The sequence below is a fragment of the Hafnia paralvei ATCC 29927 genome, from assembly GCF_001655005.1.
Taxonomy (GTDB): Bacteria; Pseudomonadota; Gammaproteobacteria; order Enterobacterales; family Enterobacteriaceae; genus Hafnia; species Hafnia paralvei.
On record NZ_LXET01000062.1, the window covers coordinates 63,257 to 78,265 of the forward strand.

General features: G+C 49.0%; 15 protein-coding genes. 5 read left to right on the forward strand and 10 right to left on the reverse strand.

Annotation, left to right across the window (positions count from 1 at the left end; all coding sequences use genetic code 11):
• The first annotated feature begins 103 nt into the window (after positions 1-103).
• A complete protein-coding gene (locus tag M988_RS19755) occupies positions 104-946 on the forward strand; it encodes a 23S rRNA (adenine(2030)-N(6))-methyltransferase RlmJ (RefSeq protein WP_008815858.1) in 843 nt (280 codons plus the stop codon).
• Positions 947-1,019: 73 nt separating this feature from the next.
• On the opposite strand, the gene recQ is transcribed toward M988_RS19755, so the two are convergent.
• Positions 1,020-2,858 carry an ATP-dependent DNA helicase RecQ gene (gene recQ / locus M988_RS19760; protein WP_008815857.1) on the reverse strand — a complete coding sequence of 613 codons (1,839 nt, stop codon included), beginning with the start codon at positions 2,856-2,858 and terminating at the stop codon, positions 1,020-1,022.
• 95 nt (positions 2,859-2,953) lie between these two features.
• The gene (gene pldA / locus M988_RS19765) at positions 2,954-3,832 is read right to left on the reverse strand and encodes a phospholipase A (protein ID WP_039189802.1); all 879 of its coding nucleotides are present in this window, start codon (positions 3,830-3,832) and stop codon (positions 2,954-2,956) included.
• 188 nt (positions 3,833-4,020) lie between these two features.
• Between pldA and M988_RS19770 the strand changes: the two genes are divergently transcribed.
• Positions 4,021-4,491, forward strand: a complete 471-nt coding sequence (locus M988_RS19770) for a thioesterase family protein (RefSeq protein ID WP_008815855.1) — start codon at positions 4,021-4,023, stop codon at positions 4,489-4,491.
• Positions 4,492-4,625: 134 nt separating this feature from the next.
• A complete protein-coding gene (gene rarD, locus M988_RS19775) occupies positions 4,626-5,516 on the forward strand; it encodes an EamA family transporter RarD (RefSeq protein WP_004089305.1) in 891 nt (296 codons plus the stop codon).
• Positions 5,517-5,566: 50 nt separating this feature from the next.
• On the opposite strand, the gene corA is transcribed toward rarD, so the two are convergent.
• Entirely contained in the window at positions 5,567-6,517 is a 951-nt protein-coding gene (corA, locus tag M988_RS19780) for a magnesium/cobalt transporter CorA (RefSeq protein ID WP_008815853.1), read from the reverse strand.
• Between the two features lie 477 nt (positions 6,518-6,994).
• Here corA and M988_RS19785 point away from each other — a divergent pair, with 477 nt between their 5' ends.
• Entirely contained in the window at positions 6,995-7,468 is a 474-nt protein-coding gene (locus M988_RS19785) for a WbuC family cupin fold metalloprotein (RefSeq protein ID WP_064575441.1), read from the forward strand.
• Between the two features lie 58 nt (positions 7,469-7,526).
• Here the strand turns inward: M988_RS19785 and uvrD are convergent, their stop codons facing one another.
• The 6 genes from uvrD to lptM all read right to left on the reverse strand — a co-directional run bounded on the left by uvrD (position 7,527) and on the right by lptM (position 13,250).
• Positions 7,527-9,689 carry a DNA helicase II gene (gene uvrD / locus M988_RS19790; RefSeq protein WP_004089297.1) on the reverse strand — a complete coding sequence of 721 codons (2,163 nt, stop codon included), beginning with the start codon at positions 9,687-9,689 and terminating at the stop codon, positions 7,527-7,529.
• Positions 9,690-9,774: 85 nt separating this feature from the next.
• Complete coding sequence (gene yigB, locus M988_RS19795; RefSeq protein ID WP_064575443.1) at positions 9,775-10,503, reverse strand: 5-amino-6-(5-phospho-D-ribitylamino)uracil phosphatase YigB; 729 nt, start codon at positions 10,501-10,503, stop codon at positions 9,775-9,777.
• Positions 10,503-11,414 (reverse strand): tyrosine recombinase XerC, encoded by a 912-nt coding sequence (gene xerC / locus M988_RS19800; protein ID WP_064575444.1) that lies wholly within the window; start codon positions 11,412-11,414, stop codon positions 10,503-10,505. Before xerC ends, yigB begins: the two co-directional genes overlap by 1 nt.
• Positions 11,411-12,115, reverse strand: coding sequence for a DUF484 domain-containing protein (locus M988_RS19805; protein WP_004089291.1), 705 nt, complete (start codon positions 12,113-12,115; stop codon positions 11,411-11,413). The genes xerC and M988_RS19805 overlap by 4 nt, the downstream gene beginning before the upstream one ends.
• A 32-nt stretch (positions 12,116-12,147) precedes the next feature.
• Complete coding sequence (gene dapF, locus M988_RS19810) at positions 12,148-12,972, reverse strand: diaminopimelate epimerase (RefSeq protein WP_064575446.1); 825 nt, start codon at positions 12,970-12,972, stop codon at positions 12,148-12,150.
• A 74-nt stretch (positions 12,973-13,046) separates the two neighbouring features.
• Entirely contained in the window at positions 13,047-13,250 is a 204-nt protein-coding gene (lptM, locus tag M988_RS19815; RefSeq protein WP_035502137.1) for an LPS translocon maturation chaperone LptM, read from the reverse strand.
• Positions 13,251-13,343: 93 nt separating this feature from the next.
• Between lptM and cyaY the strand changes: the two genes are divergently transcribed.
• Positions 13,344-13,664, forward strand: coding sequence for an iron donor protein CyaY (gene cyaY / locus M988_RS19820; protein ID WP_008815847.1), 321 nt, complete (start codon positions 13,344-13,346; stop codon positions 13,662-13,664).
• A gap of 263 nt (positions 13,665-13,927) precedes the next feature.
• Here cyaY and M988_RS19825 read toward each other — a convergent pair whose 3' ends face one another.
• Positions 13,928-14,608 (reverse strand): oligogalacturonate-specific porin KdgM family protein, encoded by a 681-nt coding sequence (locus M988_RS19825; RefSeq protein WP_226229100.1) that lies wholly within the window; start codon positions 14,606-14,608, stop codon positions 13,928-13,930.
• Between the last annotated feature and the right edge of the window lie 401 nt (positions 14,609-15,009).

A 15,009-nucleotide genomic window follows, 5' to 3' on the forward strand; every position in this document is an offset into this window, starting at 1 on the left:
GCAGCCCAAAAGAGCAGACTCGCTGTGCCTTGTCACGGTCCTAATTTACCTATCCTAATGATTTTGTTTTAGTTATTAGAATATACGAAAGTTTAAATTCACTATGCTCAGTTATCGCCACAGTTTTCACGCCGGCAATCATGCCGATGTCCTCAAACATACCGTTCAGAGCTTGATCATTGAATCGCTGAAAGAAAAGGATAAGCCTTTCCTTTATCTGGACACGCATTCCGGCGCGGGGCGTTATCAGCTCAGTGGTGAGCATGCTGAAAAAACGGGTGAATACCTAGAAGGTATCGCTCGTATCTGGCAGCGTGACGATATTCCCGCCGAGCTGGAAGCCTATCTTAGCGCGGTTAAACACTTTAACCGCGGGGAGCAACTGCGTTACTACCCAGGTTCGCCGTTGATTGCTCGTCAGTTATTACGCGATTTTGACAAAATTCATCTGACCGAACTGCATCCGACCGATTTCCCTCTCCTGCGTAATGAATTCGCTAAAGACGAGCGCGCAAAAGTGATGAAAGCTGACGGTTACCAACAGTTGAAATCACAGCTGCCACCCCTGTCGCGCCGTGGTTTCGTGCTAATCGATCCGCCGTACGAGATGAAAACCGATTATCAGGACGTGGTGAAAGGTATTCAGGAAGGCTATAAGCGCTTCGCTACTGGCGTATATGCGTTGTGGTATCCCGTTGTCCTGCGTCAGCAGATCAAACGAATGACGCGCGATTTACAAGACACCGGTATCCGTCGCATTCTGCAAATTGAGCTCGCGGTCCGCCCAGACAGCGATCAGCGCGGCATGACCGCTTCCGGCATGATTGTCATTAACCCGCCGTGGAAGCTGGAACAGCAAATGCGCGACGTGCTGCCTTGGCTACACAAGGTATTGGTACCTGAAGGTACTGGCCACGCGAAAGTGGAATGGATTGTGCCTGAGTAAGAAAAAGTAAGACGTAAGAAATAACGGAAGTCTCCCTCGGAAGAACTGGGGGAGACGAAATTCCCCCTAAAGACTACTCATCATCACCGTCGACGTGCTCTCGTATCAGCGTCATAAACGGTGCACCGAAACGATCGAGTTTACGCTGCCCCACACCGTTAATACTCAGCAATTCGCTGGCACGAATCGGCATCTGCTCGGCCATTTCTAACAATGTTGCATCGTTGAAAACCACGTATGGCGGAATGTTTTCCTCATCGGCAATGGCTTTGCGTAGCTTACGCAATTTGGCAAACAGCTTGCGATCATAGTTTCCGCCGTAATTTTTACTGGCATGGCTACTGCTGCTGCGTGATTTGAGATTTATCACGCGCGGAACAGCAAGCTGCAAAGGTACTTCACCGCGCAGCACGGGACGAGCAGACTCCGTTAGCTGTAGCGCGGAATGCATAGCAATATTTTGTGTCACTAATCCTAAATGAATGAGCTGACGCAATACGCTAACCCAGTGCTCAGTAGTGTGATCGCGCCCTAGCCCATAAACCTTGAGTTTGTCATGCCCGAACTCGCGAATACGGGTATTGTTTGCGCCGCGCAAAATTTCCACCACGTAACCAATACCAAATCGCTGTCCAACGCGAGCAATCGCCGACAGCGCTTTTTGCGCATCTTCCAAACCATCGTAACGCTTGGGTGGGTCGAGACAAATATCGCAGTTGCCACACGATTCCTGTCGCCCTTCCCCAAAGTAATTCAGCAGAACTAAACGACGACAGGTCTGTGCTTCGGCAAACGCATTCATCGCATTGAGTTTATGGCGCTCAATCTCTTTTTGCTGCCCTTCAGGTTTCTCTTCTAAACAGCGACGCAACCACGCCATATCGGCAGGATCGTAAAGCAACACGGCTTCAGCAGGTAAACCATCGCGCCCAGCACGACCGGTTTCCTGATAGTAAGCTTCGATATTACGTGGAATATCAAAGTGAACCACGAAGCGCACGTTAGGCTTGTTGATCCCCATGCCAAACGCCACTGTCGCCACCACAATCTGCAAATCATCACGCTGAAAAGCGTCTTGCACCGAAGAGCGATGCTCGTGATCGAGCCCTGCATGATAGGCTCCGACGCTGAAACCACGGCTTTGCAGACGGGCGGTAGTGTCTTCCACTTTCGCACGGCTGTTACAGTAGATAATGCCGGATTTTCCACGCTGTTCTTGAACAAAACGGATCAGCTGATCGAGCGGTTTGAATTTTTCAATCAGGGTGTAACGAATATTTGGGCGATCAAAGCTGCTGACCTGCACCAGAGGATCGTTGAGCGACAGCAAACGCTCAATATCATTCCGCGTTGCATCGTCGGCGGTCGCGGTTAACGCGATAACCGGAATATCTGGGAAACGCTGTTTTATTAGACCTAACGCGCTATATTCAGGGCGGAAATCATGTCCCCACTGCGAAATACAATGCGCTTCATCGACCGCAAGCAACGAGGGGTTCCAGTGGGGAAGTTGATCGAGGAAGTTATCCATCATCAACCGCTCTGGCGCGATATACAGCAGCTTTATCGCTCCGCTGCGACACCCAGCGTAAACTTCCTGTTGCTGTTCACGGTTTTGCGTGGAGTTAAGACACGCAGCGCTCACACCGTTGGCCTGTAGCTGATCGACCTGATCTTTCATCAGGGAAATCAACGGTGAAACCACCAGCGTTAAGCCATCCATAACTAACGCAGGGATCTGATAACACAGAGACTTGCCGCCCCCGGTTGGCATCACAACCAGACAATCCCGGCCAGCGATCGCAGCATTGATAATCGTTTGCTGCCCAGGACGGAATTGCTGATACCCGAACGTATCGCGCAAAACCTGTTCTGCCAGCATTTCTGCGTTGATAACTGCTGCCGTTGCCACGCTGCTCCTCAACCAAAGGGGGTGATAGTAAATACCGGCGCTATTTTAGGCGTATGCACCGGTTTTGTCGTTAGCGGATGTGCGCTGATTACAAATTACATAAAATCGTTGAGCATAATACCGACGCCGAAGCGAGTTTGATTGAAGTTATAGTCAATCATCGACTCACCATAGCCGCTAAATAGCTGAGTATAAAAACGAACACTCTTGGTCAACGGGTAGCTCCAGCCCAACTCACCACCACCATAGCCGGTATTCCAGTTATAGTGCCCCTTCGCCGTCAAGATGCTTTCCCCCCATTGATAACCGATCTGGGCTTCGTAATAGCCCATATACTTGGTGATATCTGGATTATCATCTTTGCTACTGCTTTCGGGGATGCGATACCACGGTTTAATCTGCGCCTGGAAGTTACCATTTTGCGCCATCAGGCGCGCATAAACGCGGTTCCAACTGCGCGAGGTGGGATCGGAGCGCCCGTTAGACTGATGATTAAAACCCGTTTCAATATCACGCAGAGTCCAGTCACCGAGCTGGTAGTCCGTCGACCAGCCAACAAACAGCTGTGGCTCGTAGTTTGTCTCGCGGAAGGGAGAAGAAGCACTGCGGTTGAAGGCCTGCCACCACGAGCGCTGAGTATAGGACATCCCTAACACCGAATTATCGCCCGCGATACCCCGAATGAGAGGGAAGGCCAAACTCAACTGAAATTTAACTTCATCTTTACGTGCGTCATCTGCCCAATCATACGACTGAATAGCTTCTTTATTCACGTCGCTCGTTTCAGTGTAGAGCAGGTAGTTCGTATCATAAGGGTAAAGCGTGAATGGGTTATCGTGTTCAAGTAACATGTTCGCAATAATGCTACCTTTCACCAATGGCTTATCGTGAACCTGCTTTACCGTAGCCTCTTCCGCCTGAACCGCCGCAGGAACTGCTAGCAGTCCCGCTAACATCATCCATCCCATCCGCATTATTGATACCCCTTCGAGGAAAATAGTTACGCCATAAATGATTCAAAGGCGACATTCTACACGGAAGGGGCGCTGCGTGAACGTTCATCATTCTTATTGGCGCTGGAAACAAACAATCATTAAGCATAATATCAACATAAAATTAACAATAACGTTTGTATGTCATCTGCGAAAGAAAGGAACGTTCCATGTCTCCCACTTTTTTAACCCGTGAAAAAGCTAGCGCCCTGATTAGTGAAATCTTCGTTTACCACATGCCGTTTAACCGCTCTCTGGGTTTAGAACTTCAGCGCTTCGAAGCAGACTATGCCGAGCTGGTTTTCGATTCCAAAGAGATGTTAGTGGGCAATGCGCATCAGAAGATTTTACACGGCGGCGTTATCGCATCGGTGCTAGACGTATGCGCTGGGCTGGTTTGCGTGGGTTCCGCGCTGCTGCGCCACGATGAAATAACACAAGAGGAGTTGTTGGCTCGGCTATCGAAAATGGGCACCATCGATATGCGGGTAGACTATCTGCGCCCTGGACGCGGTGAGCGTTTCACCGCCAGCGGCAGCCTATTACGTGCCGGTAATAAAGTCGCCGTAGCGCGTGTAGAACTCCACAACGAACAAAACCTCCATATCGCTTCAGCGACCGCCACGTATATGGTCGGTTAGGCAGCATTTTTTACCGGTTTCTCACGAAATCTTGGGATAAGTTAGGGTTAATAGGATCATCTTCGTTACCACTATGAAACATTCCGAGAAAATACAGTAGACTCAGCGCCTATTCATTTTTTCGGAAGTGTTTCATGGATTCGCAACAAACTCGTCATGGCATTCTGTTTGCTCTGGCTGCCTATTTTATCTGGGGCATAGCACCTGCTTATTTCAAGCTGATTCAGCAGGTCCCCCCCACTGAAATCCTGACCCACCGCGTAATCTGGTCATTCTTCTTCATGCTGGTCTTGCTTTCATTGAGCAAAAACTGGTCTAAGGTTCGCGCACTGGCCAAAACGCCTGCCAAGATCGGCTTGCTGGCACTTAGCGCCTGTTTAATCGGCGGCAACTGGTTGCTGTTTATCTGGGCGGTAAACAATAATCATATGCTAGAGGCCAGCCTCGGATACTTTATTAATCCGCTGGTAAACGTTTTGCTCGGGGTGGTTTTCCTCGGTGAGCGCTTCCGCCGGATGCAGTGGATTGCGTTAGCTCTCGCCGTTTGTGGTGTGCTCATTCAGCTGTGGAAATTTGGCTCAGTGCCAGTTATTTCACTTGGGCTAGCCTTCAGCTTTGCATTTTATGGTTTGATTCGTAAGAAAATCGCGGTCGATGCTCAAACCGGTATGCTGATTGAAACTCTGTGGTTACTGCCCGTTGCCGCTATCTATCTATTTGGCATCGCTGACAGTGCGACCAGCCACCTGAGCGCAAACCCAATCTCGCTTAACCTACTGCTGATCGCAGCAGGTATTGTCACAACGATTCCACTGCTGTTCTTCACCGCTGCCGCGACGCGCCTGCGGTTGTCCACACTAGGTTTCTTCCAGTACCTTGGCCCAACGCTGATGTTTATTCTGGCCATTACGTTCTACAACGAGCAGATGACGCAGGATAAATTAGTTGCCTTCGGCTTTATCTGGGCGGCGCTGTTGCTGTTTATTCTGGATGCACTGTATACGCAGAGAAAGTTGCGGAGCTAACGCGGATATCCCTCCCCATCAAGGGGAGGGATGAGAGGAAATACTGCGGGTTACAGCCAGTTTTTACGTTTGAAATATAAATATGGCGCAAGTCCTGCCAGCAACATCAAGCCAATCGCCCCCGGATAACCGAACGACCATTTCAGCTCCGGCATGAACTCAAAGTTCATACCATAGCTGGATGCCACCAGCGTCGGTGGCAGGAACACCACGGAAACCACCGAGAAGATCTTGATGATGCGGTTCTGCTCAATGTTGATAAAGCCCATTGCCGCCTGCATCAAGAAGTTGACTTTCTGGAACAGGGATTCGTTGTGTGGCAGCAGGGATTCGATATCTCGCAGCACTTCGCGCGCCTGTTCTAACTGGCTAGCGGGCAAACGTGCTTTACGAACTAAGAAGTTAAGTGCTCGCTGGGTATCCATCAAACACAAACGCACTTTCCAACCGATATCTTCCAGTTCTGCCAGCGTCGAAAGTGCCTCATCGTACTCATCACCCTGATGGCCTTCCATGATGACGCGGCTTAGCTTTTCCAAATCGCTGTAGATGTTTTCGATTTCATCCGCTAACTGCTCAATTTTAGTTTCGAACAGATCGAGCAACAGCTCATAGGCATTGCCATCGGCCAGCATCTGGTTTCGCGCCCGCATGCGATACAAGCGAAATGCCGGAAGCTCGCGCTCGCGTAGCGTATACAAGCGACCATCGCGGATGGTAAATGCCACGGTGGAGTTACCCGCGTGATCTTCCGCATCTTCATAATAGAAGAATGAGTGAATATGCAGGCCGTCTTCATCTTCAAAGAAACGTGCAGATGCTTCGATATCATCCAACTCTGGGCGAGTTGCCAGACTTTGCCCTAGCTCATCTTGAACTCGTTGACGCTCATCTTCTTCCGGCTCGACCAAATCGACCCACAAAGATGATGTCAGATCTTCCGTGTCATCCAGCTCCAGACGGGATAAGCGGCTGTTGTCTAATCTAAATGCACTTAGCATGCTTTTAAACTCCGTTGCGGTGACATTAAGGATCACGCATGGAGCACAGGAAACAAACGAGGGATAGCGTCACCTAGCTGTTTCAGACCATATCAGATCTGACTCATAGCGACATAAAGAGGTCGCTGACAACCACGAAGGCTATCAGCATAAGTGGATAGCCTTAGAAGTTGTACCCGCAAACGGGTTCATTGAGCCAGTATCTACTGGGTGTGTCCAAGGCGTATGTCCTCACAGATAATAGTGCGCGCATGTTACGCCGATACGAAAAAGCCTGTCAACTGGCGTTGTGAGTAATTACAGAACATTATTCGCTCAGGATGTTTCATACCAAAATATTTATGAGTCTCGCCCTCACCACCGCATTTGCATAAAGGCTGTCACATAAAAATTATATCGTTAAATACGCCCTTCTATTACCTTATACCAAAGCATCCATCATATGGACTCTACAAGTCCTAAAATCAGGTAAACCCAATGAAACAAATCACTTTTGATGACCTAAAACAGCAAAGCGCCACGGCAGCAGCGGCTCCTCGATTACGTGCCCATCGCAATTTCCATCCCGAACTGAGCGATCCTGTGCAACGACTCGCGATTGCCATGGAGCCTGGCACCTACATTCGGCCACACCGCCATCCGCATACCTTTGAACTCCTGCTACCACTGAGTGGGCGCTTTCTCGTACTAAACTTTGATGAGAACGGCACCGTGACTCGTCGCGTGGTATTAGGCGAAGAGTGTGTCGCATTAGAAATGGATGCAGGCACATGGCATTCAGTGCTGTCTCTGGATAACGGTGGCGTGATTTTTGAGGTTAAACACGGTGGCTATGTGCCAGTCAGTGAGCAAGATTCTGCACCTTGGGCTCCAGCCGAAGGAGAGACAGGGACTCAGGAACTCATGACGTGGTACGCACAAGCGCAAATTGGGGATAAATACTGCGGCTGATTAGCTGATTCATCCTAGCTCCATACACAGTAAAAAGAGCTAGGATGACAGAAAATGATTACATCGCCTCTAGCTTGGCATAGGCGGCAACCAGCCACTTGATGCCTTCGCCCTGAAACGCAATCTGTAGACGGCTATGTTCTCCGCTGCCTTCCAAATTGATTACTGTACCTTCACCAAAGGTGGCATGTTTAACGCGCTGCCCCAGCTTGAATCCGCTGTCGTTAGCACTAATTGGCGTCCCCATACTGGCATGTTTTACCGGACGTGTAACGCTGGCTCGCAGACGAACCTCCTCCACGCACTCTTCCGGCAATTCACCAATGAAACGAGAAGGGCGGTGGTAAACCTCTTTGCCATACAGCCGGCGAGTTTCCGCATAGGTTATCGTTAGCTTGCGCATCGCTCGCGTTACGCCAACGTAGGCCAAACGGCGCTCCTCTTCCAAACGTCCACCTTCGTCCAGCGACATTTGGCTTGGGAACATCCCCTCTTCCATTCCCACGATAAATACCTGAGGAAACTCTAAACCTTTCGCCGAGTGCAACGTCATCAGTTGAACGGCGTCCTGATAGGCGTCTGCCTGCCCTTCACCGGCCTCAAGCGCTGCATGTGATAGGAATGCCTGCAATGGCAGCAAGTCTTCGTCTTCATCCTCGTAGCTGTACTGACGCGTTGCGGTCACCAGCTCTTCCAAGTTCTCAATACGCGTCTGGCCTTTTTCGCCCTTTTCCTGCTCATACATCTGGCGCAAACCAGAATCACGTACCACCCGATCCGTTTGTACATGCAGCGGCATATCCGCCGTATCACTTGCCAGAGCATCAATCAGCTCGATGAAGCGCTGTAGTGCCCCCGATGCGCGGCCTGCAAATACTTTCTCTTGGATGAGCTCATGGGTCGCCTGCCATAACGTCAGTTGGCGATCTCGCGCTGCCTGACGAATCACGTCGAGAGTGCGATCGCCAATCCCACGCGTTGGCGTATTTACCACACGCTCATAGGCTGCATCGTCATTACGGTTAGAAATTAGGCGTAAATAAGCCAACGCATCCTTGATTTCCTGACGTTCAAAGAACCGCTGCCCACCATAAATACGGTATGGCATCGCCACCTGTAGCAGTGCTTCTTCCAATACGCGTGATTGGGCGTTGCTGCGATACAGAATTGCGCAGTCATTCAGGGAACCGCCGTTGTCCTGCCACGCTTTGATGCGATTGACCACAAAACGTGATTCATCTAATTCGTTAAATGCACAGTAGAGCGAAATCTTTTCGCCGTCGCCGTCTTCCGTCCACAGTTTTTTCCCCAAACGCCCGTCGTTGTTTTCAATCAGGGCATTGGCTGCTTTCAAAATATTGCTGGTTGAACGGTAGTTCTGTTCCAAGCGAATGGTTTCTGCACCGGGAAAATCATCCAGAAAACGTTGGATGTTTTCTACCTGCGCACCGCGCCAGCCGTAGATTGACTGGTCATCATCGCCCACGATCATCACTTTACCCGTATTACCGGCCAGCATTTGGATCCAAGCGTATTGAATGCGGTTAGTATCTTGAAATTCGTCCACCAAAATATTGGTGAAGCGTTCGCGGTAATGATTGAGAATTTGCGGTTTGTTGAGCCACAGCTCATGAGCGCGAAGCAGCAGCTCGGCGAAATCGACTAAACCTGCGCGGTCGCAAGCCTCTTGATATGCCTGATAGACACGCAACCAGGTTTGTTCTACCGGATTGCCATAGCTTTCGATATGTTGCGGGCGTAGGCCATCATCTTTTTTATTGTTGATGTACCACATGCCCTGACGCGGCGGCCACTGTTTCTCGTCAAGATTAAGCGCTTTAACAATCCGCTTGAGCAAACGCAGTTGGTCGTCGCTGTCGAGAATTTGGAAATCCTGCGGCAAATTAGCATCCAAATGATGCGCGCGCAGTAAGCGGTGTGCTAAACCGTGGAAAGTACCAATCCACATCCCGCCTTGGCTCGTACCAATCAGGTGCTCGATACGGTGGCGCATTTCTGCAGCCGCTTTGTTGGTGAACGTTACCGCCATAATTGAGTATGGCGAACAGTTTTCTACCGACAACAACCACGCGATGCGATGTACCAGCACGCGAGTTTTGCCGCTTCCGGCTCCAGCCAGCACCAGAAGATTGCTGCGCGGTGCAGCAACGGCTTCGCGTTGTTTATCATTAAGGCTGTTGAGCAGATCGGAAACGTCCATAGGCACCGTTTTAAAATGGGGAAATAGGCGCTTCGTTAAACGAAATACGTCTTTTTCACTGGGAATTTATACAGATTATTGGAGATTATATCAGCGCGGTGAGCGAATCCAACCGTGAAATCTCAACGTGAGGTAACAAACGGCTATCTGAGGCCGTGGTTAAGCTACGTTCACGGTCGTTGATCCAGCAAGCCTGCATGCCGCTGCGTATCGCGCCAGCCACGTCCGTAGTGAGATCGTCGCCGACATGCAGAATATGAGTCATTGGAACATTCAAACGTTGCTGGGCCGTACGGTACATGTCGTCATGAGGCTTTGAGCGACCGTCTGGACCTGAACGCAGAATAAACGCAAAGTAATCAGCGAGGCCAAACAATGTCGGATCGGCGTTACCGTTAGTAATGGCTGCCAAAGGAACCTTTTCTGCCAACGCTCGCAGCGTGGTATGCGTAGATTCCGGTACCGTAATCTGGCTGCGCCAGTGAGCAAAATTTTCCATTGTAGAATCAGCACCCGCGCTAGCCTGCGCTTCACTAAAGCCGCCGCGTGTTAGCGCTAAATACACCGCTTGCCAGCGCCATGCGGTCACATCGTGACAAATTTCTGGGTCTTTGGCGCGGAGTTCTGCGCGTAAACGCTGCCAGTCTGCACTTTGCCACTCGCGTAACGGTTCAAAATTTTGCTGTAAAAATGCCAATGATTCCCGCTCGGTACGCATGATGACCGGATGGTTATCATACAGCGTATCATCAAGATCAAAGGTGAAAGCCGCAATCGCTTTGAGCGGGCGATAAAAATGGAGATTCGAATACATCAGGATTTTCCTCGTTTAGCGCGTGGATGCGCCGCATCGTACACCTTCGCCAAATGTTGGAAATCGAGGTGGGTATAGATTTGGGTCGTCGTCAGATTGGCGTGACCAAGAAGCTCTTGCACCGCACGCAGGTCGCCGCTGGACTCTAGCATGTGCGTTGCAAACGAGTGGCGTAGTTTATGCGGGTTGATATGGCTGGTGACGCCCTGTTTAACGCCCCATTCGGCGAACCGCTTCTGTACGCTGCGCACAGAAATTCGCTTTCCCAATTTGGATACAAAAACCGCATCATCAACCGGATCGTAAATTTCACGCAATGGTAGCCACTGCTCTAACCAATGGATCGCGGTGCGACCAATGGGTAGTTTACGCTCTTTACTCCCTTTCCCCAGCACCCAGACTTCGCCCGAAGCCATATTCATGTGACGACAGTCGAGCCCTACCAGCTCGGATAGACGGAGGCCTGCACCGTACATCACCTCAAGCATGGTGCGATCGCGAACGGCAAGAGGATCGCTGGAATTAATCTCCAGCAGTCGGTTGACGTCATCAACGTCGAGATTTTTAGGTAAATGACGCGCTTGTTTGGGGGCGCTAATCCCCTTGGCTGGATTTACAGACATGACACCTTGGCTGACTTGCCAATCGAGAAAGCTGCGCAACGAGGAGAGGCGAAGCGCAATACTGGCAGCCTCCAGCCCCATGCGTTTGCTACGCGCAGTAATCATGCGTACCTGATTGGAATCAAGCTGCCGCCAGTCACGTAGACCCGAGGCCGAAATAATCTCAATAATCGCCATCAACTGATGATGATAGCTTTCAATCGTATGTGGGCTAAGCTGGCGCTCGACGCGCAAAAAACGCAGAAACGCCTCAACGGGCAACGCTAACGTCTGAGTTTCTACGCTCATTGGCGTTCAATCCATCGGCTTATTAGCCCCGGCATCAGCAAAGCAAGCTGATCGAGCAACACAGTGCCCTGACCTTGCTGATAATGATGGCTGTCACGGCTACTAAAGATAATTAGCCCTAAATCACCAAATTCGCCCATCAGAGATAGCGCCACCGAGCCCACCATTTTGGCCTGCGGTAATACTAGCAGCAGTTCAGGACCGTTCAACGTCCCGAGATAGTGGTTCTGATTGCCGAGCCGTTGGATCCGCATCATCTCAAAGTCATTGCGTGAAAGAGCTAAATGAGCAAAATCAGATGGCGCATTCAGATACCATTTGTCGCTAAACAAACGGATATTCGCGCCTGCCAGCCCGAGAGAACGTGCCCAGCGATTAAAGCGCTGGAGGAAATCAGAGAGGCTGTCAGCCCCTGCCAAATGGCCTTGTAACTCTAACAAACGATTAAATAAAACTTCATTGGCACTGGCCTGTTCCATCAGCAACGTGATCTCTTCTTCCAGATTGAAGATATGCTGACGTTGTCGATTCAACTGCCATTCAACTAATGAAACAGCACCGCGCACCGGGTGGGGAACCTGCATCTGTTCCACATTGCGCGCATTACGAATGAAGAAGTCAGGGTTCTGTAGCAGATACTCCATCACCTGTGCATCATTTAGCGCCAGATTGTCCAATACCCGATCTTCGATGTCGCTCATAGTTGTCTATCGCTCACTCATAAACGGATGAATTATAGGTGTATGAAGCCGTCATAAACATGCGTGGCTGGCCCTGTCATAAACAACGGATTATCCGGCCCCTTCCAGCGAATTTGCAGGCGGCCGCCTGGCAAATCAACCTGTACATTCTCATCTAACAGGCCTTGCTGAATACCCACGGCAACCGCAGCACAAGCACCACTGCCGCAGGCTTGTGTTTCGCCTGCACCGCGTTCATACACTCTCAATTTGATCTGATTACGGTTAATTACCTGCATAAAACCAACGTTTACCCGCTCAGGGAAGCGCTCATGGCTTTCCAGAACCGGACCAATGGTTTCAACTAACGCAGTTTCAACGTCATCGACCTGTAACACACAGTGCGGATTTCCCATGGATACCGCGCCGCATAGAATGGTGTGTTCAGCCGCGCGCATGATATAGGTTTTTTCTGCTTTCACCGCTTTGAACGGGATCTTGGATGGCTCAAAAATCGGTTCACCCATATTCACCGTAACCAACTCATCGTCGCTGACCTTCAACACCATGCGGCCATTCTGCGTGCTCACGCGAATTTCACGTTTATTGGTCAATCCTTTCAACCGGACAAAACGGGCAAAACAGCGCGCGCCATTGCCACACTGTCCTACCTCACTGCCATCGGAATTAAAGATTCGATAGTGAAAATCTAAATCAGGATCATAGGGTGGTTCAACTATCAGCATCTGGTCGAAGCCCACACCATTGTGTCGATCGGACAGACGGCGGATAAGCTCCGGCGAGAAGTAAACGTTTTGTGTTACAGCATCAACGACCATGAAATCGTTGCCTAAACCGTGCATTTTAGAGAACTGCATACCTACCTCTCAACCCTACGTCTTAACTTCCGTCGTCACCTAAATAACATCCTGACAGTTCTCGCTATCTTGGATTATTGGCCTTGCTCTACACCGGCAATATTGGAGGGTGTATTCGCACCCTGATTAGCGGCAGGTGCATTAGTCTGTGTGTCTGGCTGGCTCTGTTTTGCTGCTGGCGCATCAGCCGGCGGGAAGTACAAAGGCCCTTTCAAGCCGCAACCAGCAAGACCGAATAGGGAAAAAGCCACCAAGGCCAGACGAAATTGTTTTTTCATGGTCATTACCATTTATTGTATTAATGCGTGTGGATCCAACTTATAAGCTCTCTATAATCGCAGTTGGACCCTGAAAAGCAATAGGAAATGAATATGAACGATACCGAGTTTCACCAGTTAGCAGATAAGCTGATGTTAAACATCGAAGAGGCCATTGACGCTTATGAAGGTGATGCCGACATCGATTACGAAACCAATGGCGGAGTGATGACGCTGACTTTTGAGAATGGCAGCAAAATCGTGATCAACCGTCAAGAGCCGTTGCATCAGATATGGCTGGCAACCAAAGCGGGCGGCTATCACTTCAACTTCCGCGATACCGGATGGATCTGCGACCGTAGTGGCGAAGAGTTTTACGCCCTGCTGTCAACGGCGTGCAGCGCACAGTCTGGTGAAGAAATTAAGATCTCTTGATAGGGAATACGTTGGACGAAGCCAACAGCATCAGCGATTGATGTGAGAAAAAAACGCCTTGTCATGAGATATTCATGACAAGGAAGTATTTATACCGCCGATACTTTACGTTGCATAATGCTAAAGGGTAGATTCCTTATTGTTTGCAATGCAAACTATATACGATATATATCATCAAAATAAATAAAGGATGACACTCAACATATAAAGAAATGATACATTCCATCAATAGACGAACAACTCATAGATGGTAGCATTAGGTATTAGAATGTATATGCCATCCCAACACGGAAACGAGTTTGACGATCTTCTGAGGAAGAAGAAACAGAAACATTGCCGACCTCTACATAAGGAGTCACGTTATCTATTTTATAAGAAGTGCGGAAATTATATTCATAATCATCCTTATCATTATTATAAATGACTAAGTCTGATTTCTTATACAACGCATTAATCTCAAAGCCAAGGTTACCCACATTATATCCAAGCCAAACGTCGCCACGATTCATATGGCCATCATCTTTATCCACCTCTGAACCACTATCGGTATTACGACTATATTCATAGCGGTAACGACCTGCCACCCACCACTGCTCATTAATATTATATTGAACTCGAAGATATGGCTTATAAATAGCCGTTGATGAGGCCGTTTCCAATACAAAGCCCGGCTGTATAACAAAATCAGACGCTGAGAATTGATAGCTTAGCGTATATTCATCGCCGTTATCACCGAACTCACTGAATGGTCTCTCTTGGTCATCCCCGCCTGAGCGGGTTTTGGCCTCTACGGCGAAACCGAAACCATTGTCAAAGCGATGTGAAATGTAAACGCGATCGTAGTTTGCCTTTGAGTCGTCAAGATACTCATGACGCAAATCGACCATGACTGCGCTAGCTGTGCTGGATAATAGAGGTAATAATAGAAACGCGATTTTCTTCATCATTAACATTCCATATTAAAAGAGGGGCCCTGATACTGGATAAAAAATAGTCTTACCATAATTAAAATCATATGCTCTCTGGTTACAATTCGGATTGTTTTAGAGACACATATAATATTGCCAATATAAATTGGCAGAACGAACGTATTCTGACGAAGACTGTACATTTAAATATTTAAGTTCACCTTTGTATTTCTGCCAAGTAATAGCTTTTTATGGCATAGAATCAAAGCTCACAAGAATATAAATCACAACTTTAATAAAGGTAAAACTTCATTCTAAAAACTCACGACCTCTAATATGAAACTAACTATCAGACAAAGGCTCATGATTATAAGTGAATTATTATGATACCAAATGAGTCTACTGGCTTTACGATATAGACAGATACATTTATGGAC

Bases quoted from the DNA above. Each gene is read 5' to 3' on its own strand.
- M988_RS19755 (WP_008815858.1), top strand. From the start codon at position 104: ATGCTCAGTTATCGCCACAGTTTTCACGCCGGCAATCATGCCGATGTC.
- pldA (WP_039189802.1), bottom strand. From the start codon at position 3,832: ATGCGGATGGGATGGATGATGTTAGCGGGACTGCTAGCAGTTCCTGCG.
- M988_RS19770 (WP_008815855.1), top strand. From the start codon at position 4,021: ATGTCTCCCACTTTTTTAACCCGTGAAAAAGCTAGCGCCCTGATTAGT.
- rarD (WP_004089305.1), top strand. From the start codon at position 4,626: ATGGATTCGCAACAAACTCGTCATGGCATTCTGTTTGCTCTGGCTGCC.
- corA (WP_008815853.1), bottom strand. From the start codon at position 6,517: ATGCTAAGTGCATTTAGATTAGACAACAGCCGCTTATCCCGTCTGGAG.
- M988_RS19785 (WP_064575441.1), top strand. From the start codon at position 6,995: ATGAAACAAATCACTTTTGATGACCTAAAACAGCAAAGCGCCACGGCA.
- uvrD (WP_004089297.1), bottom strand. From the start codon at position 9,689: ATGGACGTTTCCGATCTGCTCAACAGCCTTAATGATAAACAACGCGAA.
- yigB (WP_064575443.1), bottom strand. From the start codon at position 10,503: ATGTATTCGAATCTCCATTTTTATCGCCCGCTCAAAGCGATTGCGGCT.
- xerC (WP_064575444.1), bottom strand. From the start codon at position 11,414: ATGAGCGTAGAAACTCAGACGTTAGCGTTGCCCGTTGAGGCGTTTCTG.
- M988_RS19805 (WP_004089291.1), bottom strand. From the start codon at position 12,115: ATGAGCGACATCGAAGATCGGGTATTGGACAATCTGGCGCTAAATGAT.
- dapF (WP_064575446.1), bottom strand. From the start codon at position 12,972: ATGCAGTTCTCTAAAATGCACGGTTTAGGCAACGATTTCATGGTCGTT.
- lptM (WP_035502137.1), bottom strand. From the start codon at position 13,250: ATGAAAAAACAATTTCGTCTGGCCTTGGTGGCTTTTTCCCTATTCGGT.
- cyaY (WP_008815847.1), top strand. From the start codon at position 13,344: ATGAACGATACCGAGTTTCACCAGTTAGCAGATAAGCTGATGTTAAAC.
- M988_RS19825 (WP_226229100.1), bottom strand. From the start codon at position 14,608: ATGAAGAAAATCGCGTTTCTATTATTACCTCTATTATCCAGCACAGCT.